Origin of the sequence: Pseudonocardia oceani (assembly GCF_019263585.2) — a bacterium.
Classification (GTDB): Bacteria; Actinomycetota; Actinomycetes; order Mycobacteriales; family Pseudonocardiaceae; genus Pseudonocardia; species Pseudonocardia oceani.
The window spans coordinates 519,528-540,433 of the sequence record NZ_JADQDF010000001.1 but is presented as its reverse complement, the minus strand read 5'-3'; the positions used below and the strand labels follow the sequence as shown (position 1 = coordinate 540,433).

The window sequence follows — 20,906 nt, the reverse complement described above, 5'->3', positions numbered from 1 at the left end:
CGACGGATCGGATGCCCACGCACCGAGGTCCGAGGGGGCCGCGATCTGTCAGAACAGTGCCGGCCGGTGCGGATCAGACCCGTGTGATGCCGACTGCGAGCAGACGCCGACGGCCCGGCACCAGGCGACGCGGAGCCCACGGCGGGGCTCCCCCTGCAGCGGTCCACGCGACCAGGAGGCCCGTTGTCGCCAGCGCTACGAGCGCCAGTGCGGCCTCGGCCAGCGGTAGGCACTCGAGGACGCCCGCGCGCGCCGTGCCCACGGTCGTCAGTACCGCACTGGCCTCGCACACGGCGTCGTGCCCGATCCCGTGCCCCACGTCCTGCACCATGACGGCGGGTCCGGCGCCGGCCGGGGCGAGCAGCGCCTGGCAGGCGACGAGCTGGGCCAGGATCGCGAGCACCAGGACAGCACGCGTGCCCCACCCCGCGTTGGAGCGGCGGTACCTGAGGTTGCCGGTGTCGCTCATGACGGCGACGACGATAGCAACGCGGACGCGGTGTGGACGGTGTGGGGCGGCGGCACTACCCCTCGAACGACACGTGGACGTGGTCCATGTGGTTGGCGGTCACACCGCCGCGGTCCTCCATGGCTTCCCAGCCGGACCCGGTGTTGATGCGCTGCCGGTAGATCACGTACTTGATGCCGAGACGGTCCATGTTCTCCACGGCGTACTCGGCGAGCTGTTCGCCCGGGTCGCGTTCGACCATGAGGTCGAGCGCGAGGCCGCCGGGGTGGTCGGAGCTGCCCGCTCGCCCGGCGACGCCGTAGACGACGTCGACCCCGAACCGGCAGCGGAGCTCGATGCCTGCGTCCGTCACTCCGGGCTGGACGGTCTCGAAGCCGGAGTCCCCGGCGGCACAGATCCGGCTCCGATCCTCTTCCTCGCGGGCTGCTGAGGCCGCCGCGGCCGCGGCGGCCTCAGCGGCCTCAGCCGCCTCCGCCTCCTGCCGGGCACGTTGTTCCTCACCCAGGACCACGGCCTTGACCAGGGCCGCGGCGTCGAAGGTGGTGGGCTCCGGCGCGACCGGTGCGACGCTGGAGAGGAGGGGGCCACCGTCGTCGACGGATGGCGGTTCGGGGGCGGTGAGTTCGAACGCGGCCGGTGCGACATCCGCCTCGGCCGGCGGCAGGTGCTCTCCGACGACCAGAGCACCGCACCCGACGGCGGTGACCGCGAGAACGCTGGTGGACCCGCGCCGGATGGTCAGACCGGCGCGGGGAGTGTGCCGCGTGTGCCCGGAGGTGGAGGTGGGGATGCGAAGACGCGCTTTCGAGCGGCGCGCAGGGGCGCTGTGCCGTGCCACGGACGAACCTTTCGTGCCGGACGGCCGGTCGGATGCGGGCGGGGAGCAGTCGGAGCGGGGAGCGTCCGTTTCCGTTCCGTTACCGGGCCGTGGTCCAGCGACCGTACGAAACGGACAGCGATCCGTGCGCGTCGAGGCGCCTCCGGCGCGACGACCGCGCCGCCGGGTGCTGTGAGCGGTCAGTGGGCCGACGGCGGGGAAGTGCGACCGGTTCCTGGACGCCGAGCCCATGCCAGTCCTGGTAGCTCAGATGTCGATGCCGCGTTCGCGCAGCCAGGCAGCCGGGTCGAGCTTGGTGCCGTCGGCGTCCCAGATCTCCAGATGCAGGTGCGGTCCTGTGGAGAAGCCCCGGTTCCCCACCTCCGCGATCTGCTCACCTGCGGACACCTGCTGTCCGACCTCGACGTAGGTCCGGTTGATGTGCCCGTACACCGACCGGGTGCCGTCGGGATGCCTCAGGACCACCCATAGGCCGAAACCGCTGGCCGGGCCCGACTTCTCGACGACACCGTCGGTCACAGCGAAGATCGGCGTGCCGATGGCGTTGGCCACGTCGAGGCCGTTGTGGGTGGTGCCCCACCGGGGCCCGGCCGCGGATGTGACGCGACCCACGACCGGCTGGGCCACGGCGGAGTCGCCGAAGAGGGCGGCTCCGGGTGCGCCGGAAGCGAGGGCCGAGTCGAGGATGGCCGCTCGTCGAGCCAGCTCCTGCCCCATCTCCACCGCCTTGGTCAGGTTGCGGACGTCGACCTCGGGAGAGTCGTCCGTGTGAGCGGCGGCCACGGCGGCGGGTAGAGCCTGGTCCCCGCCGATGCCGTTCCACGCGGCCGTCGAGGGCGCTGCGGCCGTGTGCGGATCCGGAACGGGCAGCACCGCGCTGAGGACGACGGGTTCCAGCCCGTCGTCGACGGATGCGATCACCGTCTCGGCTCCGGCCACGGCGGCCCCGGCGGCTACCGCGGCAACGAGGACGCGCGCGCGGGAGGTGCCGCCCGGGGGCGGCGGCAGGCGGTGCGTTCCGACGCCCACCTGCATCATGCGGTGAGGGTCGGACGCCCGCGCGCCGCTGGGGGAGCGGTGGCGCGCCACGACGGTGTCCTTCTCGACGTCGATCAGTCGGCGGGCCTGGGGGGAGCTCGGCCTGTCCGTCGTGACCGTGTTGTGATCGAACGTCGGGACGGTAGCAGGGGGATCGGGCCGGGGTCGTCAGAGGGGGAGCGTGTACCCGGCGATGGGGCCGCGCATCCACGCGATGAAGGAGCCCCAGAGGCCGGTGACCAGCAGGACCCCGAGGGACAAGAGCATCACGCCGCCGACGATCTGCAGCGCCCGGATGTGGCGGCGCATCCAGACCGTGGTGCGCACCGCCCACTGCGTGCCCAGCGCGATGAGCACGAAGGGCGCGCCGAGGCCCGCGCAGTAGGCCAGGACGAGCACCAGCCCGCGCACGGTGGACGGCCCGACCTGGGTGCCGGTGGCCAGAGCGATGACCCCAGTCAGGGTGGGCCCGAGGCAGGGGGTTCAGCCCAGCCCGTACACGGCACCGAGGACCGGTGCGCCGGCGAGACCTCCACGGGGTAGCCGGTGGATCCTGACGTCACGCTGCAGGGTAGGAACGAAGCCGAGGAACACGAGTCCCATCACGATGGTGACCACGCCCCCCAACCGCTGCAGCAGCAACTCGTTGCCGATGAGCCAGTCGGACAGACCGAGCACCAGCAGCACGCCGCCGGTGAAGACGACCGTGAATCCGGCGACGAACAGCAACGCCGCCCCAGCCACCCTCCACCGATCGGGGGATCGGGAACCGGCGGTGGCGTCGGCAGGAACGGTTGAGGTGGCCTGACCGTCCGTAGCGACGAGCCCGGCGAGGTAGCCGACGTAGCCGGGTACCAGCGGCAGGCAGCATGGAGATGCGAACGACAGGGCTCCTGCGGCGAGAGCCAGAGCGAACGCGACGATCAGCGGACCGGAGATCGCCAGCTCGGTCAGCGTGTTCACGATGGCTGCCCGGTCTCTGGCGGACCGGGGGGCTCGGCGGCGACGCGCTGCACGACCGGAAGGAGCTCCGCGACGCGCACCGCGGTGAGGAACACCGCGGCGACCCGGTGCTGCCGGTCCAGCACGATGGTGGACGGCACGGTGCTGCGGGGAAAACCGTTCAGCGCCAGCAGGGAGCGGCCGGGATTGTCGAAGATCGACGGGTAGGTGATGTCGCGGTCGTCCATGAAGTCCCGCGCCGCGTCTGCGGAGTCGCGGACGTCGATGCCGAGCAGGGTCACGCCGGACGGCCGCATCTGCTCGTGGATCTGCTGCAGTCCGGGCATCTCCTCCCGACACGGGCCGCACCAGGCGCCCCAGATGTTGAGCACCACGACCTGACCGGGGAAGTCGTCGATGCCGATGGTCCGACCGGGCTCGAGGAGGCTCTCCCCCGACAGTCCGCGCACCGTGCCCCGCTGGTCCGGAGGATCGTAGAAGATCCGGGTCTGTCCGCCGGGGGCGACGAAGGTGAAGTCACCGGCCTGGCTGGGGGCATCGCCGGTCGGGGTCGAGTAGGAACATGCGGAGGCCGCCAGTAGGACGGTCAGGAACACGACCAGCCGCTGCGTCGCGCCCCGCGTGCTGCGCCGAGCGACCCCGGCGCGGGCTCGGGCCTGCCCGGTGCCGGTCTCCATGCGGCCGACGATAGACGTCGGCGTGTGATGGCCGCGTGCCGGCTCAGGGCTGCGGCGTCACCGCCTCGCCGGTCGAGGTGACCACGAACCACGTGGCGTCCGCCCCGTTCTGGCCGGTCGTCTCCAAGGTCCCTGTGTCGTCGCGATGGCGGTACAGGGGCCAGCCGGCGAGGGTGAGCTGCCGCATGCCGTCGTCGCGCCGGACCACGCCGACGAGGGCCGGGTCCACCCCCAGCAGGTCGGGCTCCTGGCCTTCGCTCGCGGCGGCGACGGGGATCCACGTCGCCGCGCAGCTGCCGGCGCAGTTCGACACCGGCGGGTCGGTGCTGTCCTCCGCCGAGCGGTACATCAGGCGTCCCGAACCGTCCGTGACCACGATCCCGAGCGGTCCGCTCTGCACCGCGTAGAGGACCGGACGTGCGTCGTCGTCCGTCCCGTGGCCGGCAGGGTGCGCCTGCCCGGACGAGGCGGCGGGTGCAGGCGGCGGATCCGCAGGCGTCGCGGCTCCGTCGGGAGCTCCACACGCCGTGAGTGCGAGCAGGCATCCGGCGGCGACGGCCCCGAGCAGCCGCGTTCTCTGATCCGTCATCGACACTCCTTCGTCGTCGTTCCGTGACCATGTCACGGTCGCGAACACGATCGGGTTCAATGTCGTGCCCTCACGCGGGTCGTGGCGTTGCACGTGGTGTCGGACGAGAGGGTCGGGATGAGCAGGGGTGGGACCGCGGACGGATGCGTACGGGGAAGCGTGCGCAGGGGTGTGGTCGTCGTGCTGGCCCTCGCCACCGCCGCCGTGATGCTGGTCGAAGGGGTCGCCGCAGCCCGGGAACCCGCCGCTCCGGTGGTGCCGGGCACCCCGTGCAGCGCGACCGCAGTGGCGTGCGTCGACCTCGTCGGGCTCCGTGCGTGGCTGTTCGAGGAGGGGCAGGTACTCCGCGGGCCGGTGCCGATCAGCATCGGAGCCGGCGGCGAGGCGCGCACGCCCGCCGGACGGTTCCGGGTCGAGTGGAAGAACAGGGACCACGTCAGCGGCGAGTCGGGCGGGCCGATGCCGTTCGCGGTGTTCTTCGCGCCCGGCGGCATCGCGTTTCACGAAGGCAACCTGCAGACCAAGTCCGCAGGCTGCGTGCGGTTGTCGCGCGAGGAGGCCTCGGCGTTCTTCGACCACCTCCAAGTGGGGGATGAAGTCCAGGTGCACGACGATCCCGCACCCGCGTAACGCCTGCTAGAGTGCGTCTCATGCACAAACGTGCATGAGACGTCCCGCGGAGGCGAGTGGTATGGGGCAAGGTCACGGGCACGGCATCGCGACATCGGGCGGTCGGCATCGTCGCCCGCTGTTGATCGCCTTCGGGCTCACGGCCGGGTACATGGTCGTCGAGCTGGTGGCCGGACTGGTGCTCGGATCGCTGGCGCTGCTGTCGGACGCCGCGCACATGGGGACCGACGTGCTCGGTCTGGGCATGGCGCTGGCAGCGATCACCCTGGCGTCACGGCCTGCCACCTCCCAGCGGACCTACGGCACCTACCGCCTGGAAGTGCTCGCGGCCCTGGCCAACGGTCTGCTGCTGTTCGGTGTCGCCGGCTACGTCCTCTACGAAGCCGTGCAGCGGTTCTCCGATCCGCCGGACGTGCCCGGGGTCCCGCTGCTGGTGGTCGCGGTCATCGGCATGGTCGTGAACCTGATCAGCTTCCGGCTGCTGGCCGCCGGGTCGAAGGAGAGCATCAACCTCCGCGGCGCCTACCTGGAGGTGCTGGGCGACCTCCTCGGCTCGGCCGGAGTGATCGTGGCTGCGATCGTGATCTACACGACGGGCTGGCCGTACGCCGATCCGATCGTCGGCGCCGCGATCGGTCTGTTCATCCTGCCGCGGACCTGGACGCTCACCGCCCAGGCGCTGCGCATCCTCATGCAGGTCGCGCCACCCGGTATGGACGTCGACGAGGTCCGGCGTCGCATCATCGAGCTGCCCGACGTCGTGGACGTGCACGACCTGCACGTGTGGACGCTGACCTCGGGCCTGGAGAACGCCACCGGGCACGTGGTCGTGGCCGACGGAGCCGACTACCACGACGTCCTCGACCGGGTGCTGGCCCTGCTGGCCGACGACTACGGCATCACGCACGTCACCGTCCAGTGCGAACCGGCCCACCACGAGGAGAGCGACACGCCGATCTGACGAAGGTCGCGGGCTCCGACGGCCGGGCGCACTCGGCGCTCCTCAGGCTGCGACCAGCAGGCCGGTCAGGTACATGACCAGTACTCCGGCGCCGAGACCGCCGATCACGGCCGGGTCGAGGAGGCTGCCCGTGGTGCGGGAGCGCAGACCGGGAGCGATCTGGACCACCACCTGCACGATGGCGCCGACCCCGACGCCGAGGAGAACGGCGGTCAGCGCGGCGTTGTTGACCGAGGCACCGATGACCGCACCGATGATCGCGGGTGCACCCGCGACCACGCCCAAGCCGGCCAGTGCGGCGAGCGAGGGGCGGCGGTCCGTGAGCGGGGCGACGATCGCCAGGCCTTCGGTGGTGTTGTGCGCTGCGAACCCGACCACGAGCGAGGTGCCGAGCGCGAGCTCGCCGACGGCGTAGGCCGAGCCGATGGCGAGCCCCTCGCCCAGGTTGTGCAGGCCGATCCCGACCGCGATCATCAGCGCGAGCCGCATCCCGGAGCGCGTGCCGGTCTCCCGGCGTACGCGACTCGCACCCGCGCGATCGATCGCGGTGAGGGCCAGGAAGGCCAGCGCGGCGCCGAGCAGTACCAGTGCCGGTCCGCCGAACGCGCCGCCCGAGAGCGCAGCCAGGTCGAGGCCCTCCAGCAGGGCGTCGACGGCGAGGAAGGCGAGCAGTCCGACGGTGACGGCGAGCAGGACCCGTACGACCCCGCTGCCGGTTCGTCGCAGCACCGGCAGCACCAGCATGCCGAGCAGGACCGGGATGACGCCGACGTAGGTGCCGAGCAGGGCCATGAGCCCGAAGAACCCCGGCTGCGGGACGGGGGTCGCCACGGCGGCCGGGATCACGTGCTCGATCACCAGCCCGGTCGATGTCAGCATCGAGACGGTGTACGGCTGCCCGGTGATCCACGGGTAGTCCAGGGCGAGTGTCCGGGAGGCGAGCCTGCCGATCGGTTCGGCCGGGCCGGTGAAGTCGACGTAGGCGTCGTTGACGAACACCTGCGCGACCTGCACCGGGTCCGGTCCGGTGTTGCGGACCACGACTTCGATCACGCCCTGGCTCAGCACCGCGCGCTCGACTGCCAGCTGCTCGACCGGCGGTCCCGTGCGCTCGGGCAGGGTCTGTCCCCCGAAGACGGCCAGGGCCGTCAGCGCGGCGGCGATGATCGCGATGACCCCGCAGACCAGTGTCCACAGCGGTGCCCGTCCGGTGGCGCGGTCGTCCGGACTGTTCTCGGAGGAGCTCATGTCGTCTCGCCGTCGACGACGTCGAAGAAGCCCATCCAGCCGAGGTCGGCGAACTCGGTCTTGTGCGCGTGGAACATGTACTTGCCGGTGTAGGGGAAGCGGATCTCGCAGATGCCGCGCTGCCCCTGGGCCTGGATGACGGTGTCGGTGAACTCGCTGGGCTCCAGCCGGGTACCCGTGGGGTAGTAGTCGAAGAAGTTGCCGTGCAGGTGGAAGCTGTTGATCGGGTCGTACTCGAGGATGTTGACCAGGTAGATCCGTACGAGTCCCCCGCGGCGGACCTGGATCGGGTCGTTCATGTAGACGAACGGGATGCCGTTGACGGCGTAGAGCTGGTTGCCCAGGCCGTCGAACGTCGTGTTGAACCCGTGCTGCACCATGATCATCTCGTCGGCCTCGGGCCGGCCGCCGGGCGGGTCGACGATGAAGGTGCCGTACATGCCGCGGGCGATGTGCTCGGCGAGCGGGCCGACGTGGCAGTGGTAGAGGTGCACGCCGAACGGCTCGGCGTCGAAGGTGTAGGTGAACTCCTCGCCCGGCGAGATGATGCCGCGTCCGACCATCGGTACACCGTCCATGTCGGCCGGGTGGATGCCGTGGAAGTGCATGGTGTGGGGGTGCTCGGAGTCGTTGACGAAGCGCACTCGCATCAGGTCACCGGCAGTGGCGCGGAGCGTCGGTCCGGGGATGCTGCCGTTGAACGTCCACGCCGGGAAGCGCACGCCCGGGGCCACCTCGATCTCACGATCCAGCGCGTGGATCTCCCAGCTGCGGACGGTGCGGCCGTTCTCCGCGGTGACCGTGCCGTAGTCGAACTCGCGCAGCAGTGTGCGCGGGTCGAACCCGTTCGCGGCGTGGTCGACGCCTGCGCCGCCGCGGAACGTCGCTCCGTTCGCTCCGCCGCCACCGGCGTGCGCAGCACCGTGTCCGTCCATCGGGGTGCCGGGCGGTTCGTCGGCGGCGGCCACGGGTGCGTGCAGCGGGAGGGCGGTCAGGGCGGCCCCACCTGCGCCGGCGAGGAATCGGCGTCGACTCGTCACGTGGTTCCTCCGAAGACGTGATCGGTGAGTTGCGGACCGAGCGGGACGCGGCGCCCGTCGATCGCCACCCACAGCGGGCCGCCGAAGGGTGCCTGTTCCAGGACGTCCAGGACGACGCCCGGCCGGATGCCCAGCTGGCCCAGGTAGAGCAGGAGCTCGCAGTCCCGGTCGGAGACGCGGCTGACGATGACGTGCGTGCCGGGTCGGGCGCGCGACAGCGCTTGCGGTCTGGCCTCGTCGTGCTCGCCGTGCGCGGGTGGGATCGGGTCGCCGTGCGGGTCGTGCGTCGGGTGTCCGAGGTGGGCGTCGATCCGCTCGAGCAGGCGCTCGCTCACGGCTCGGCTTAGCTGTTCGGCCTCCGGGCGGACCTCGTGCCATGGCACGTCCAGGGCGCGGACGAGGAACTCCTCCACGATGCGGAGGCGGCGCACCACGGCGAGAGCGTGCCGTCTGCCGTGGTCCGTGAGCTCGACCCGGTGAGGGCCCGGCCGCGTGATCAGGTCGTCGTCGGCCAAGCGGGCGAGCATGGCCGAGACCGACGGTGCGGCGACGCCCACGAGCGCGGCGATCGAGGTGGTCGTGGCCGATCCGCCTCCAGCGCAGAGGTCGAATATCGCCTTGAGGTAGTCGTCGACAGCGGCGGTGTGAGGCCTGGAGCAGCACGGATGGTGCTGCGGAGCGCGCCCGGAAGGCTTCACGAAGCAGGACGATAGCCGAAACCGCACCCGAGGGTTAGCCACGTCTCACTCTGCTACATCGTCGCGCCTACCAGGCGGCGAAGCCGCTCACTCAACCCTCCGCTTCGCATTCGCCGCCGGCCTCGGGAGCGAGGTTCGGGTTCTCGGCCAGCGCTCGGATGAACTGCTCGAACCGGGGATCGTCGGGCGTGTCGAGCGCGAGCTGCCGTTCCCAGGCCTCGAGAGACACCGCCGTGGGCAGCCCGGGTGCGGGCGAGAGCAGGAGGTAGGGGCTGCCGGTGACGCGGTCCGTCAACGCCGCGATGGTGCGGGGAGAGGTGCGAGCGGGGTCGTAGGTGATCGAGACCGCGCCGTGGGCGAGCGCGTGCGCGGCCACGGCGTCGGGAACCGGCTGAGGGTAGGCGACGCCGTCGCACTGGATGGGAGTGGTCGTCGACACGTCCTCGACGAACGGTCGACCGGCGACGATCGCGACTCCGGGGATGGTCGTCGACGGGTCGGGGATGTCGGCTGTCGGGGCGAAGGCCGCGAGGTCGCGCTCGGCGGAGGAGGGGACCAGCGCTGTCACGGCGACGGAGCCGAAGGAGGCCGCGGCCAGCAGCATTACGAGCGGTCCGCTCAGTCGTGACCAGCGGCCGCCTCCTCGCTCGGGCGGTTCGGTCACCGGACGGCCCGCCCGATCCGGAGCCGGAGCGGCCCGATGAGCAGGGCGAGCACCGCGAGACCGAAGGTCGGAGCGTCCCCGGTGTGCGCGTACGGCGTGAGTCCGGTCCGCAGCGGCACGGTCTCTCGCAGCAGGGCGGCATCTCCCAGCGGGCTCCGGCTGACCACCGTGCCGTCAGGATCGACGACCACGGAGTAGCCGGTGGGGGCCGACTGCACGACCGCGCGCCCGAACTCGAGTGCGCGCATCCGTGCCCCGGCGACCTCGATGGCCGGTACGTCCTCGGTGACGTAGGACGCGGCGTTCGTGGGCACCAGCACCACCTCCCCTCCGGCCAGTACTGCTTCCCGGACCCGGTCGGCGAAGAGGACCTCGTAGGAGATCACCACCCCGAGCGTGCCGGAGGACGACTCCAGGACCGCGATCCCCTGACCGGGGATGGCATCACGCGGAACGAGCGCGGTGAGGTCGGTGAGGCGCTCGAGCAGATCGCGGGCGGGGAGGTACTCGCCGAACGGGACGCGGTGCTCCTTCTCGTAGCGACCGCTGATCCGTCCGTCCGGGCTCCACAGGACGGCGGCGTTGCGGAAGCCGGGGCCCTGCCTCTCGACGACGCCGACGACGACCGCTGCGTCGAGGGAGCGGGCCAGCCCGGCGGCCCGCGCATCTCCCGCAGACCCGGCGACAGACCCGTCGACGCTGATCACGGTCTCGGGGAGGAGGACGACATCGGGAGTCCCGGTGATCTGCTCGGCCACGGCGAACTGGCGGTCGGTGGTGTTCTGGGGGTCGGTGAAGACCGCGCGCAGTCCCCGTGGGCCACCTCCCTGCACGACCGCGGTGTCGAGCGTGCCCGCGGGCTCCGTGCGCACCACGGCTCCGACGAGCGGCGGCAGTCCGGCGACCAGGACCGCCGCCCCGACGACCGTCAGGCGAGCGCGACCGGCGGTGAGGACGATCGCGGCCAGCCCGACCCCGGCCGCTGCGGCCGCTGCCGTGACGAGCAGCGACCCGCCGATGGGTGCGGCCCACGCGAACGGCCCGTCTACCTGTGAGTGGACCAGCGCAGGCAGGGGGAACCCGTTGAACGGAAATCGGGTCTGAGCCGCGTCGAGCACGGCCAGGCCTGCCGGTAGCGCCCACCACCCGCCTGCCCATCGCCCGTGCCCGGCTGTCGGAACGAGCCCGACCGCCATGGCGAGCATGAGGGACTCGACGACCGTGATGCCGACGTAGCCGACCAGCGCGAAGTCGGTCAACCAGCCCAACGTGCTGCCGTAGAACACGAGTCCGGTGACGACGCCGACGATCAGGCGCCGCCGCAGCGCCTGTCCGTGCAGCGCGACGGTCAGCACTGCCACTCCGACCGGGAGCAGTGGCCACCACCCCCGGGGCTGCGCCCCGAGCGCCCAGCAACCACCGGCCAGGACGGCCAGCGCCAGTCCCGTGAGCATCCGGCGGGCCGGCCGGCCGAGCGCCGGTCGCACGGGGTGGACGTCGATGGATCCGGATCGTGGCGGCTGGTCGGTGACTATGACTTTCTCCTTCTCACCTGGAGGTACCGGTCGAACTATCCGGCGGGGCCCGTACGCCCGACGACCCGGGTACCGCGTTCCAACTCCTGGCGGCGGCGGCGGTGCGCGCGCCTTCTACGCTGAGTAGATGACAGTGTCGCCGACCCTGGGCCAGGGTGCCGGTCCACGGACCCGTCGGCGGGCCACCGTGTGGCCCGTCATGGTGTTCGGCACGGCGATCGGCATGCTCGTGGCCGCAGGGGTGGTGGCCGTGTCCGGCGCGTCGATCGTCGATGCCCTCGGGCTCCCCGATGCCGGCCGCCTCACCACGGTCGGCCTGCCCGTCGTTCGGGTCGTGGCGGATGCTGCCGCCGCGCTCACCGTCGGGTTCCTGCTGCTCGCGACGGTCCTGGTCCCTCCGCAGGTGTCCGGGTACCTCGACGTGGCCGGCTACCGCGCCGTCCGGACGGCGGCGGTGACGGCCGGCGCGTGGACCGTCTCAGCGCTGCTCATGGTGCCTCTGACGGTGTCAGAGGCGCTCGGGCGTCCCGTCGTCGACGTGCTCACACCCGGCCGGCTGGCCGCCGCGGTGCCGCTCCTGCCCACCGCGGTTCCCTGGGTGGTCGCGGCGCTCGTGGCGGCGGTGATCTCGATCGGCTGCCGTGCGGTGCTCAGCTGGGGATGGACGGTCGCGCTGCTCGGCGTCGCGGTGGCCGGGCTGCTCCCGGTGGCGGCATCGGGGCACTCGGCCGTGGGCGGCTCCCACGACATCGCCACCGACAGCCTGGTGCTGCACGTCGTGGCGGCTGCGATCTGGGTAGGCGGACTCGTGGCCGTCCTGGCCCTCGCGCTCTCCCGGTCCGCCGCCCAGATCGTCGTCGCACTGCCGCGGTTCTCCGCCATCGCTGCGGGCTGCTGGGCCCTGATGGCGGTATCCGGAACGGCCAACCTCGCCGTGCGCGTGCCGCTGGTACCGGACGCCCTGTTCACTGCCTACGGTGCACTCGCTGCGGCCAAGATCGTCGCCCTGCTGCTGCTCGGAGTGCTCGGGCACGTTCATCGAACGCGCACGATCTCCGGCGCCGTGCAGGGTGATCGTCGCGCCCTCCTCCGGTTCGGTGGCGCCGAAGTGGTCCTCATGCTCGCCACGATCGGGCTCGCGGTCGGTCTCAGCCGCACCGCGCCGCCCGGGCCGGTGGACGAGGTCCGGCCCTCCCGGACCGGCGAGGTCCTCGGCTACGACCTGGTACCGCCGGGCCCGGGGTTCCTGCTGGCTGGGCGACTCGACCTGGTGTTCGCCCTGCTCGCGGGAGGGATGCTCGTCGGTTACCTCGTTGCGGTGCGACGTGTTCGAGTCCTGGGTTGGACCTGGGACCCCCTCAGAGGGGCAGCCTGGGTGGCGGGGTGCCTCGTCATCGTCCTGGCCACGTCGTCGGGACTCGGCCGGTACGGCGCGGCGACGCTCGGTCTGGGCGCGATCGCGCAGATCCTGATGGCGTTCGTGGCGCCTGTGCTGCTCGTCGCCGGGTCGCCGTTGGAGCTGGCCCGTCGCACTCTGTCGCGGCGGGGCAGTCCGGGGACCCCGAGCCCGCGCGGCAGTCTCGAGTGGCTGCTGCGTCGACCGCTCGTGCGCGCGATGCGTCGACCGTTGCCCACTGCCGTGGTCTTCATCGGTGTGCTGGTCTCCCTACCGCTCGGACTGCTCGACCAGCTACTGCAGTCACAGATTGGTCGTCAGACCCTCGATGCACTGCTGTTGTCGACGGGATGCCTCGTCGCGGCGGCCGTGTCGACGAGGCGCCGGGGGAGCGGGACGCTCGCCTGCGCGGTGCTCGCCGTGCCGGCGGCTGTCGGTGTACTGCTCGTGGCCCGCCGCGACGTGATCGCAGAAACCTACTTCCGCAGCCTCGCCCTGCCCTGGGTTCCTGATCTCGCAGCCGAGCAGACGAGAGCGGGCGTGGTCTTCATCGTCGGCACCGTCGGAGCCCTGCCGCTGCTCGTCATGTGGCTCTGGCCGCGCGGGTCGACCCGGGCCGGTCGGCCGCGTGCGCCGGGTGCCGCTGGAGGAAGAGCTGCCGTCAGTCGAGCGGTCTGCGGCGATGGACGAGATGGACCGGGCGTGGGCGATCGGGGACACTCGCAGGACCCGACCGTCTCCGGAGCAGCATGCGCACCTCAGCCCACGTCCCGGAGCCGTGGGCCCGACGTGACTTGATGCGTGTGCTCCTCCTCGGTGCGGCAGCCGCCGGGATCGCGGGTTGCGGAACCGACCGGGCGGTGGACGCCGTACCGGACAGCTTGGACGCGGTGGCCGAGGACTTCATCCGCAGCTCGGGTGACATCTCCACTCTGCTGGAGCGACTGCGTCCCGAACTCACGGACTTCGACGACGTGTACGCGGCCGACACCGTCGTTGCCGCTGTCCGGCACTACGACGGCTACTGGCTGCGTCCCCGTGTCATCGCGCCGACGAGGCTGCAGACCACATACCGCCTGACTGCGGTCAGCACCGAGGAGCTCCTGGCGGGCACCGGTGCGACCTCGACGTTCCCCCGTGGCTACCGCGACGTCGCTCCGCACCTCCGTCCCGGGCTGAGGCTGCACCGCATCACGTTCCTCGAGCCCGGCGCCTCCTTCGGCATCGACCTCGACTGCTTCGTCCTCCTCGACGGGCGTTGGCGGCTCTTCCCGACACCGTGGTTCGTCCTGCTGGTCGACGACCCCGGACACGATCACTGACGACGAGCACCTGCGGCAGGATCCAAACCCGCCGCTGCCGTGTCGGAGAGCCGTCCGAGGACGGGGACGAAGCGCCCCGCTGTTGCCGCGTAGCGCTCGTAGCTCTGCCCGTGCGTCAAGCGCAGGTAGGGCTCCTCGACGATGCGGACCTGGATCTGCACCGCGGCGACGAGGGCGGTGACAGCCACGGCCGCGACCGGTGTGGGGGCCATCAGCGCTGCCGCGGCAGACACTCCCGCCATGCCGGTGAAGATCGGGTTGCGGACCCGGCTGAAGATCCCGGTCGTGACGAGTTCGGTGCGTTCGCGCTCGTCGACCCCGATCCGCCAGGAAGCGCCCATGGTGTGTTGTGCGAGCAGTACGACCGCCAGTGAGACGACCCCGAGTGCCAGGCCGGAGCCTGCGACCACGGGATGCGCCGGCCACTGCCAGTGTGGGGTCACGCCGAGGATCACCAGCAGGGGTGCTGCCAGTCCGAGCAGCAACGCGATCGGGAACAGCACTCCGCCCCACCAGGCCACCGACCCCGGCCTGCCCGTGATGCCCCGGAACCCACTGGTACCGTTCTGACGCAACTGGACCCAGGTCCTGAGCCCGAACGCGAGGAGCAGCCCGACCACGTACAGCGTCAGTGCCGCCCACGCCCAGCCCCAGGTCCCTCCGGCAGTCCACTCCGCTGTGCTCACTGTCGTGCTCCGTCGATGCAGGGGCGCTGGGCGACCCCGAGCAGGTAGTGCCCGTAGATCCGGCTGCGCCACCGTGAGCCCACCTGCAGTCCCTGGCGCTCCAGTTCGGCGACGAACTCACCGGCGGTGAACCGGTCCTCGGTGGGGTGATCGAACAGCCAACGGTATGCGCGGCTAGCCAGCGCGGCGGCGGTGACCTCGTCGAAGTAGAACCGGCCGCCGGGCTTCAGCACCCGGACGATCTCGGCCAGGGCGGCCCGCCAGTCCGGGACGTGGTGGACGATTGCGAAGTCGAACACCGCGTCGTAGCTGTCGTCCTCGGCATCGAGCGCGGTCCGCAGGTCGGTCATGTCGCCGGTGGCCAGCCGCACCCGGTTCCCGTAGGCCGACAGCCGGCGCCGGGCCCGGGTGATCATGGTCGGGTCCAGGTCGATCGCGTCCACCCGGGCTGCGGCGAATCGGCGCAAGATCAGCTCGGTGCCGTACCCGGCCCCGCACCCCACCTCAAGCACCTGTGCGTCCGCGGGCAGCATTCCGCCCAATCGCAGCAGTGTCGGGGTCTCGTAGAGCCGCTGCAACGCCCGCCGCGGTGGGCTGTTCACCAGGACCGTCTCCATCCTGTTCATCAGCATGACCGAACCCTCCAGCTATCGATAGCGTGCGGTGTCATCGTCATACAACGATGAATAGCAGACGAGTCGAGGAGATGTCCAGCACGGGCTGATGGATTGGAGGGCTGCAGAGTCACTCTGACACCGGTTCAATGCGTTATTATCGTTGCATGACGATGCCAAGTGCGGTGGGCCCGCGCCAGGAGCTGATGCCGGCGGCGGCGTTGTTCCACAGCCTGTCAGACGCGACCCGGCTCGCCATCGTGCAGCACCTCGCCCTGGGCGAGGCGCGCGTGGTGGATCTGACCGAGCGGCTCGGGTCCGCGCAGTCGACCATCTCGGCGCACCTGGCGTGCCTGCGCGACTGCGGCTTGGTGGTCGGTCGACCCGAAGGCCGGCAGATGTTCTACTCGCTGACCCGCCCGGAGCTGCTGGACCTCCTCACCGCCGCGGAGACACTCCTCGCGGCGACGGGGTCGGCGGTGGTGCTGTGCCCGAACTTCGGCACCGGATCAGCGGACGGCTCGATCGGCCGTACCGGCGTCTGCGCCGACGACGTCGTGGAGGCGCGTGATGAGTGACGCGTGCGGGTGCGGCGGCGACGAGCCCAGCGCGAAGGGGGATGCTGGCGAGGAGCGTGAGCCGGAGCGGTTGTGGGAGGTCTCCGAGCTGCGTGCCGCTGCTGTGGCCGGGGTGCTGCTGGCGGCGTCGCTGGTCGTCGGCTGGTCCGGCGGGCCCGATCTCGTGGAGCTCGCCCTGCAGTTGGCGGCACTGGGGGTGGGGGCGTGGACGTTCGTGCCGTCAACCTTGCGCCGCTTGGCCAAGGGCAAGATCGGCGTCGGCACCCTCATGACCATCGCCGCGGTCGGCGCTGTCGCGCTCGGCGAGGTCGGCGAGGCCGCGATGCTGGCGTTCCTGTTCTCCATCAGCGAGGGCCTGGAGGAGTACTCGATCGCCCGGACGCGTCGCGGCCTGCGCGCGCTGCTCTCGCTGGTGCCCGAGCAGGCCACGGTGCTGCGAGGCGGCCTGGAGGTCGTCGTCGCCGCAGGCGAGCTGCGCGTCGGCGACACCATGCTCGTGCGCCCGGGTGAGCGCGTCGCGACCGACGGGACCGTCCGGACAGGGCGTACCGCGCTGGACGTGTCGGCGATCACCGGCGAGTCGGTACCTGTCGAGGCCGGCCCCGACGATGAGGTGTTCGCCGGCTCGATCAACGGCACGGGTGTGCTGGAGGTCGAGGTCACCAGCACGGCGGCCGACAACTCCCTGGCGCGGATCGTGGCGATCGTGGAGGCCGAGCAGTCCCGCAAGGGCGCCGCGCAGCGGCTCGCCGACCGGATCGCGCGCCCACTGGTGCCCGGGGTGATGATCGCCGCCGCGCTGATCGCCGCGATCGGCAGCCTGCTGGGCGACCCGCTGGTGTGGATCGAACGAGCCTTGGTCGTGCTAGTCGCCGCGTCACCGTGCGCGCTGGCGATCTCGATCCCGGTGACCGTGGTCGCCGCGGTCGGTGCGGCCAGCAAGATGGGCGTGCTGGTCAAGGGCGGTGCCGCGCTGGAGGCCCTGGGCCGGATCCGGGGGGTCGCGCTGGACAAGACCGGCACCCTGACCCGCAACCAACCCGCCGTCATCGATGTCGCCACCACCGCCGGCGCCACCCGCGAGCAGGTCCTCGCGCTCGCCGCCGCCCTGGAGGCTCGCAGCGAGCACCCCCTGGCCCGCGCGATCCTGGCCGCAGTCGACCAGGTCAGCCCGGCCGCCGACGTCGAGGCCGTGCCCGGCGCCGGGCTCACCGGGCGCCTGGACGGGCGGGCGCTGCGGCTGGGTAGGCCGGGCTGGATCGACCCCGGCGACCTGGCCGGGCCCGTGCTCAGCATGCAGGAGGCCGGGGCGACCGCGGTGCTCATCGAGGCCGACGGACAGTTGCTCGGCGCGGTCGCCGTCCGCGACGAACTCCGCCCCGAGGCCGCCGAGGTCGTCGCCCGGCTGCGCCGTGACGGCTACCGGGTCGCGATGCTCACCGGGGACAACCACGCCACCGCCGCCGCGCTCGCCGCCCAGGCCGGGATCACCGAGGTGCACGCCGAACTGCGGCCCGAGGACAAGGCGGACCTAGTCCGGACGCTGCGCGCCGAGCGGCCGACGGCGATGGTCGGCGACGGCGTCAACGACGCGCCCGCCCTGGCCACCGCCGATCTGGGCATCGCCATGGGCGCCATGGGCACCGACGTGGCCATCGAGACCGCCGACGTCGCCCTGATGGGCGAGGACCTGCGCCACCTGCCCCAGGCCCTGGACCATGCCCGAGGCGCCCGGGCGATCATGTTGCAGAACGTCGGGTTGTCGCTGGCCATCATCGTCGGGTTGATGCCGCTGGCCCTGCTCGGAGTGCTCGGCTTGGCCGCGGTCGTCGCCGTGCACGAACTGGCCGAGATCCTGGTAATCGCCAACGCCGTGCGCGCCGGACGCACCCGCGGGCTGTCCCCCACCGCCGCCACAGCGCTCCCGCTGCCGGCGCCGACACACCCGCAACCGCTCGACGCCGCCCATCGGGCCTGATGTCGATCAACAACGGACGAATCACGAGGTCGAGGGGTAGGTGGGCGAGGTGATGAAGGACCAGACACTGCAATTGATCCGTCAGGGGTACCGCTGGGCCGGCGGGCTGCGGCCAGAACCCCCGACGGCCCCGTGGGCGGTACCGACCCGGCTGTTGGGCCGCCGCGCGGTGCTGATCGGCGGCCCGGCTGGGGTGCGCCGCTTCTACGATCCGCGGCTACGCCGCCGCGGATCGCTGCCGGCCCCGTTGAAGCTGGTGCTGTTCGGCCGGGCCACGGTGCACGGTCTCGACGACGCCGAGCACCACCACCGCAAGGCGCTGTACCTGCAGGTGCTCACCGCCGACGCGGTCGCCGACCTCGGTCTGCGCGCCGAGCAGGAGTGGCAGGCGGTCACCCGGCGCTGGGCAGGCGGGGCACCGGTGCGGCTGTTCGACGAGGCCGTGCAGGTCCTGGGCGCGGCCGTGCTGCCCTGGGCCGGGATCCCGGTGGCGTCCGCGGAACTGCCCCGGCGGGCGCGGCAGCTCGCCGACATCGTCGACGGGTTCGGCACGCCGGGCCGGCCCTTCGCCCGGGCCGCCCTCGCCCGCGCGCGGCTGGACCGGTGGGCGGCCGGACTCGTCCGCCGGACCCGCCTCGGGCAGATCCACCCCCCGCCCGGCACCGCGCTGCACACGGTCGCGACGGCCCGCGACCTATGCGGGCGGCCGTTGCCCGCCCGCATCGCCGGCGTCGCACTGATCAACTTCGTGCGGCCGACCGTGGCCGCGGCCTGGTACGTGGCCTTCGCCGGCCTGGCCCTGCACGAGCACCCCGAATGGCGCCACCGCCTCGCCGACCCCGCCCCCGACCAGCGCGCGGTCGCCGCGTTCGCCCAGGAGGTGCGCCGGCGCTACCCGTTCGTGCCGGTGCTGGCCGCCGTGGCCCGCGAGGACCAGGACGTCCTCGGCGTCCCGATCCCGCGCGGCGGTCTGGTGGTGCTCGACGTGCACGGCACGAACCACGACCCGGCGCACTGGCCCGACCCCGACCGCTTCGACCCGGACCGCTTCCTCGCCGACCCGATCGACCCGGACACCCTGGTACCGCAAGGCGGCGGCGACGTGGCCACCGGGCACCGCTGCCCCGGCGAGGACGTCGTACTCACCATGATCGCCGTCGCCGCCCGCACGCTGGCCCGCCTGGACTACACACTGCCGCCCCAAGACCTCGACGTCGACCTGTCCCGGGTCCCGACCCGCCCCCGCAGCGGCGTGCTCCTCACCCCCACCGCCCCCTGACCCGGCGGGCGCAGGCCGGCCCGTCAGGTCGGGCGAGCGGGCGGCCGCACGGCGCGGTGGCGGTGCAGCGCGCCCAGCAGCACCGGTGTCCCTACTGCGGCCGGCAGAACCCAGAACGCGACCGGTGGCAGCTGGTCCCACAGCGGGAGCCGGGGCCCGTTGTCGACGTAGAACGCGGTCAGCATGACGACGTAGGCGCTGCCCATCCCGGTCATGTGGACCGCCAGCCGGATCGGGCGCAGCAACCGCAGCGCGGCGGCACCGACGACGGCCGCGCCGAGAGCGAGCCCGCCGAGCGCGGCCAGGTGCCATCGATGCGCCCAATCGACCGCGGCCAGGACCGGCGCCGTCAGGCCCAGCCCGACCAGCGCGCCCAGGTAGATCCGGCCGAAGCCGCGGTGCCGGCGGCTGCCCTTGCGGGACAGCATCGCTGCCGGCCCGCACACCACCGCGACCACACCGCACCCCACGTGGACCGCGATCGTCACGGCCAGCGGCACAGCGATGTCCATGACCGACCCCTCCGGGTCCGCTCCGACCCTATAGGTAGCGACGCTACTATTACGGGCGGTGCCGGCGCACGCGGTCTGGTCACCGGCCACCGCAAAGGAGTAGCGTCGCTACGTATGCGGGCGGAGGCGTTGAAGGGTCACCTCGACGGGCTGTTGCTCGCCGCTCTCGAGCGGGGGCCGTTGCACGGCTACGGCGTGATCGAGGCGTTGCGGGCCGGCAGCGGGGGCACGTTCGACCTGCCGACCGGCACTGTGTACCCGGCGCTGCACCGCTTGGAGCGGGCCGGGCTGATCCGCTCCGCCTGGTCGGACGGGCCGGGCCGGCGCCGACGCAGTTATCAGCTCACCCCGGCCGGGGTCACCGCGCTGGCCGACCAGCGAGACGGGTGGCGCGTGTTCTCCCGGACGGTGTCCGCGCTGCTCGACGCCGGGCCGTGGCCGACGCCGGCCTGACCGGCCCGGTCCTGAGCCCGGCCGCTCGACAGGTCCTGGCGACGTGGCTGGACCAGGTCGGCGCCGCGCTGGGCGGCCCAGCGCGGCTGCGCGCACGGATCGTCGCGGAGCTTGATGACGGGGTGCACAGCGCCGCCGAACAGCACCTCGCCACCGGTACCGACCCACTCGATGCCGCCAGGGCCGCGGTCGCCCAGTTCGGTGACCCGGACACCGTCGCCGCGTCCTTCCACGGCGAGCTCACCGCACACCTGGCCCGCCGGACCGGTACGGCCCTGGTCGGCTCCGGCCCACTCGTCGGGATCGTCTGGCTGGCCGCGCTCGTCCCGCCGCTGTGGCCGCCCCGTCCCGCTGAATTTCTCGGCGCCCACCCGCTGTATCTGGCCGTGCTCGCTGTCGCGGTGCCCGCCGCGCTTGTCGCGATCACTCTGACCGGCCCGCTCGGTCACCGGCTCGCGCACCACCCCGCGCATGCCGCCCGCGCAGCCACCTTCGCCGCCACCGCCTGCGTCGTCGGGGACGCGCTGCTGCTCACCACGTTCGCCCACACCGCGGTCGCCACGCCCACCGCCCTGTCGTGGCCGACGGCCCCGCTCGCCGTCGCGGTCAGCGCTACCCGCCTCGTGCTCGCCTTCCGCGCGGCCCGCCGTTGCAGCGGAGGCAGCACGACCCGCGCCGCGGCACCACGCTGACGGTCTTGCCGGGACGCTGCGGTTGGAGCGCGGCCAGACGTCCACG

At 72.3% G+C, this 20,906-nt stretch carries 22 protein-coding genes and 1 pseudogene; 9 read left to right on the top strand and 14 right to left on the bottom strand.

Going from position 1 to position 20,906, the window contains the following annotated elements; translation table 11 throughout:
• Positions 1-73: 73 nt before the first annotated feature.
• The 6 genes and pseudogenes from I4I82_RS02690 to I4I82_RS02665 all read right to left on the bottom strand — a co-directional run bounded on the left by I4I82_RS02690 (position 74) and on the right by I4I82_RS02665 (position 4,574).
• Positions 74-469 (bottom strand): hypothetical protein, encoded by a 396-nt coding sequence (locus I4I82_RS02690; RefSeq protein ID WP_218595117.1) that lies wholly within the window; start codon positions 467-469, stop codon positions 74-76.
• Positions 470-524: 55 nt separating this feature from the next.
• Positions 525-1,538 (bottom strand): VldE C-terminal domain-containing protein, encoded by a 1,014-nt coding sequence (locus I4I82_RS34710; protein ID WP_218595116.1) that lies wholly within the window; start codon positions 1,536-1,538, stop codon positions 525-527.
• Between the two features lie 15 nt (positions 1,539-1,553).
• Positions 1,554-2,345, bottom strand: coding sequence for a M23 family metallopeptidase (locus tag I4I82_RS02680; RefSeq protein ID WP_225920490.1), 792 nt, complete (start codon positions 2,343-2,345; stop codon positions 1,554-1,556).
• A 168-nt stretch (positions 2,346-2,513) separates the two neighbouring features.
• Positions 2,514-3,308: pseudogene (locus I4I82_RS02675) on the bottom strand (cytochrome c biogenesis CcdA family protein).
• Positions 3,305-3,985, bottom strand: a complete 681-nt coding sequence (locus I4I82_RS02670; RefSeq protein ID WP_218595115.1) for a TlpA family protein disulfide reductase — start codon at positions 3,983-3,985, stop codon at positions 3,305-3,307. Before I4I82_RS02670 ends, I4I82_RS02675 begins: the two are co-directional and overlap by 4 nt.
• A gap of 43 nt (positions 3,986-4,028) precedes the next feature.
• Complete coding sequence (locus tag I4I82_RS02665) at positions 4,029-4,574, bottom strand: hypothetical protein (RefSeq protein WP_218595114.1); 546 nt, start codon at positions 4,572-4,574, stop codon at positions 4,029-4,031.
• A gap of 171 nt (positions 4,575-4,745) precedes the next feature.
• On the opposite strand from I4I82_RS02665, the gene I4I82_RS02660 reads away from it, so the two are divergent.
• Both I4I82_RS02660 and I4I82_RS02655 read left to right on the top strand, forming a co-directional pair.
• Positions 4,746-5,204, top strand: a complete 459-nt coding sequence (locus tag I4I82_RS02660) for a L,D-transpeptidase (RefSeq protein WP_226369837.1) — start codon at positions 4,746-4,748, stop codon at positions 5,202-5,204.
• Positions 5,205-5,265: 61 nt separating this feature from the next.
• A complete protein-coding gene (locus tag I4I82_RS02655) occupies positions 5,266-6,165 on the top strand; it encodes a cation diffusion facilitator family transporter (protein WP_218595054.1) in 900 nt (299 codons plus the stop codon).
• A gap of 42 nt (positions 6,166-6,207) precedes the next feature.
• Here I4I82_RS02655 and I4I82_RS02650 read toward each other — a convergent pair whose 3' ends face one another.
• The 5 genes from I4I82_RS02650 to lnt form a co-directional block, all read right to left on the bottom strand.
• On the bottom strand, positions 6,208-7,413 hold the full coding sequence (locus I4I82_RS02650) for a ZIP family metal transporter (RefSeq protein WP_218595112.1): 1,206 nt from the start codon (positions 7,411-7,413) through the stop codon (positions 6,208-6,210).
• Positions 7,410-8,453 carry a multicopper oxidase domain-containing protein gene (locus I4I82_RS02645; RefSeq protein WP_218595111.1) on the bottom strand — a complete coding sequence of 348 codons (1,044 nt, stop codon included), beginning with the start codon at positions 8,451-8,453 and terminating at the stop codon, positions 7,410-7,412. The genes I4I82_RS02650 and I4I82_RS02645 overlap by 4 nt, the downstream gene beginning before the upstream one ends.
• Complete coding sequence (locus tag I4I82_RS02640) at positions 8,450-9,151, bottom strand: metal-dependent transcriptional regulator (protein ID WP_218595110.1); 702 nt, start codon at positions 9,149-9,151, stop codon at positions 8,450-8,452. Before I4I82_RS02640 ends, I4I82_RS02645 begins: the two co-directional genes overlap by 4 nt.
• A gap of 91 nt (positions 9,152-9,242) precedes the next feature.
• Positions 9,243-9,755, bottom strand: coding sequence for a thioredoxin-like domain-containing protein (locus tag I4I82_RS02635; protein WP_218595109.1), 513 nt, complete (start codon positions 9,753-9,755; stop codon positions 9,243-9,245).
• A 56-nt stretch (positions 9,756-9,811) separates the two neighbouring features.
• On the bottom strand, positions 9,812-11,302 hold the full coding sequence (gene lnt / locus I4I82_RS02630) for an apolipoprotein N-acyltransferase (protein ID WP_218595108.1): 1,491 nt from the start codon (positions 11,300-11,302) through the stop codon (positions 9,812-9,814).
• 175 nt (positions 11,303-11,477) lie between these two features.
• On the opposite strand from lnt, the gene I4I82_RS02625 reads away from it, so the two are divergent.
• Together I4I82_RS02625 and I4I82_RS02620 are read left to right on the top strand one after the other, a co-directional pair.
• On the top strand, positions 11,478-13,544 hold the full coding sequence (locus tag I4I82_RS02625) for a bifunctional copper resistance protein CopD/cytochrome c oxidase assembly protein (RefSeq protein ID WP_218595107.1): 2,067 nt from the start codon (positions 11,478-11,480) through the stop codon (positions 13,542-13,544).
• A gap of 62 nt (positions 13,545-13,606) precedes the next feature.
• Positions 13,607-14,068, top strand: coding sequence for a hypothetical protein (locus I4I82_RS02620; RefSeq protein WP_218595106.1), 462 nt, complete (start codon positions 13,607-13,609; stop codon positions 14,066-14,068).
• Here I4I82_RS02620 and I4I82_RS02615 read toward each other — a convergent pair.
• Together I4I82_RS02615 and I4I82_RS02610 are read right to left on the bottom strand one after the other, a co-directional pair.
• Positions 14,062-14,754 (bottom strand): methyltransferase family protein, encoded by a 693-nt coding sequence (locus tag I4I82_RS02615; RefSeq protein ID WP_218595105.1) that lies wholly within the window; start codon positions 14,752-14,754, stop codon positions 14,062-14,064. The two genes, I4I82_RS02620 and I4I82_RS02615, sit on opposite strands and share 7 nt — an antisense overlap.
• Positions 14,751-15,386: a class I SAM-dependent methyltransferase gene (locus I4I82_RS02610; RefSeq protein ID WP_225920489.1), complete on the bottom strand. Its 636-nt coding sequence runs from the start codon at positions 15,384-15,386 to the stop codon at positions 14,751-14,753. Before I4I82_RS02610 ends, I4I82_RS02615 begins: the two co-directional genes overlap by 4 nt.
• 155 nt (positions 15,387-15,541) lie before the next feature.
• Here I4I82_RS02610 and I4I82_RS02605 point away from each other — a divergent pair, with 155 nt between their 5' ends.
• The 3 genes from I4I82_RS02605 to I4I82_RS02595 are packed head-to-tail and all read left to right on the top strand — an operon-like array spanning position 15,542 to position 19,203.
• A complete protein-coding gene (locus tag I4I82_RS02605; RefSeq protein WP_372451478.1) occupies positions 15,542-15,946 on the top strand; it encodes an ArsR/SmtB family transcription factor in 405 nt (134 codons plus the stop codon).
• Complete coding sequence (locus tag I4I82_RS02600) at positions 15,939-17,924, top strand: heavy metal translocating P-type ATPase (RefSeq protein ID WP_218595104.1); 1,986 nt, start codon at positions 15,939-15,941, stop codon at positions 17,922-17,924. Before I4I82_RS02605 ends, I4I82_RS02600 begins: the two co-directional genes overlap by 8 nt.
• A gap of 52 nt (positions 17,925-17,976) precedes the next feature.
• On the top strand, positions 17,977-19,203 hold the full coding sequence (locus I4I82_RS02595; RefSeq protein WP_218595103.1) for a cytochrome P450: 1,227 nt from the start codon (positions 17,977-17,979) through the stop codon (positions 19,201-19,203).
• Between the two features lie 23 nt (positions 19,204-19,226).
• Here I4I82_RS02595 and I4I82_RS02590 read toward each other — a convergent pair whose 3' ends face one another.
• Entirely contained in the window at positions 19,227-19,715 is a 489-nt protein-coding gene (locus I4I82_RS02590) for a DUF2306 domain-containing protein (RefSeq protein WP_218595102.1), read from the bottom strand.
• Between the two features lie 114 nt (positions 19,716-19,829).
• Here I4I82_RS02590 and I4I82_RS02585 point away from each other — a divergent pair, with 114 nt between their 5' ends.
• Complete coding sequence (locus tag I4I82_RS02585; RefSeq protein ID WP_218595101.1) at positions 19,830-20,168, top strand: PadR family transcriptional regulator; 339 nt, start codon at positions 19,830-19,832, stop codon at positions 20,166-20,168.
• Positions 20,150-20,860, top strand: a complete 711-nt coding sequence (locus I4I82_RS02580; protein WP_218595100.1) for a permease prefix domain 1-containing protein — start codon at positions 20,150-20,152, stop codon at positions 20,858-20,860. Before I4I82_RS02585 ends, I4I82_RS02580 begins: the two co-directional genes overlap by 19 nt.
• Positions 20,861-20,906: the final 46 nt, after the last annotated feature.

Bases quoted from the DNA above. Each gene is read 5' to 3' on its own strand.
- I4I82_RS02655 (WP_218595054.1), top strand. From the start codon at position 5,266: ATGGGGCAAGGTCACGGGCACGGCATCGCGACATCGGGCGGTCGGCAT.
- I4I82_RS02690 (WP_218595117.1), bottom strand. From the start codon at position 469: ATGAGCGACACCGGCAACCTCAGGTACCGCCGCTCCAACGCGGGGTGG.
- I4I82_RS34710 (WP_218595116.1), bottom strand. From the start codon at position 1,538: ATGGGCTCGGCGTCCAGGAACCGGTCGCACTTCCCCGCCGTCGGCCCA.
- I4I82_RS02605 (WP_372451478.1), top strand. From the start codon at position 15,542: ATGCCAAGTGCGGTGGGCCCGCGCCAGGAGCTGATGCCGGCGGCGGCG.
- I4I82_RS02600 (WP_218595104.1), top strand. From the start codon at position 15,939: ATGAGTGACGCGTGCGGGTGCGGCGGCGACGAGCCCAGCGCGAAGGGG.
- I4I82_RS02590 (WP_218595102.1), bottom strand. From the start codon at position 19,715: ATGGACATCGCTGTGCCGCTGGCCGTGACGATCGCGGTCCACGTGGGG.
- I4I82_RS02665 (WP_218595114.1), bottom strand. From the start codon at position 4,574: ATGACGGATCAGAGAACGCGGCTGCTCGGGGCCGTCGCCGCCGGATGC.
- I4I82_RS02625 (WP_218595107.1), top strand. From the start codon at position 11,478: ATGACAGTGTCGCCGACCCTGGGCCAGGGTGCCGGTCCACGGACCCGT.
- I4I82_RS02595 (WP_218595103.1), top strand. From the start codon at position 17,977: ATGAAGGACCAGACACTGCAATTGATCCGTCAGGGGTACCGCTGGGCC.
- I4I82_RS02670 (WP_218595115.1), bottom strand. From the start codon at position 3,985: ATGGAGACCGGCACCGGGCAGGCCCGAGCCCGCGCCGGGGTCGCTCGG.
- I4I82_RS02680 (WP_225920490.1), bottom strand. From the start codon at position 2,345: ATGATGCAGGTGGGCGTCGGAACGCACCGCCTGCCGCCGCCCCCGGGC.
- I4I82_RS02610 (WP_225920489.1), bottom strand. From the start codon at position 15,386: ATGCTGATGAACAGGATGGAGACGGTCCTGGTGAACAGCCCACCGCGG.
- I4I82_RS02650 (WP_218595112.1), bottom strand. From the start codon at position 7,413: ATGAGCTCCTCCGAGAACAGTCCGGACGACCGCGCCACCGGACGGGCA.
- I4I82_RS02585 (WP_218595101.1), top strand. From the start codon at position 19,830: ATGCGGGCGGAGGCGTTGAAGGGTCACCTCGACGGGCTGTTGCTCGCC.
- I4I82_RS02635 (WP_218595109.1), bottom strand. From the start codon at position 9,755: ATGCTGCTGGCCGCGGCCTCCTTCGGCTCCGTCGCCGTGACAGCGCTG.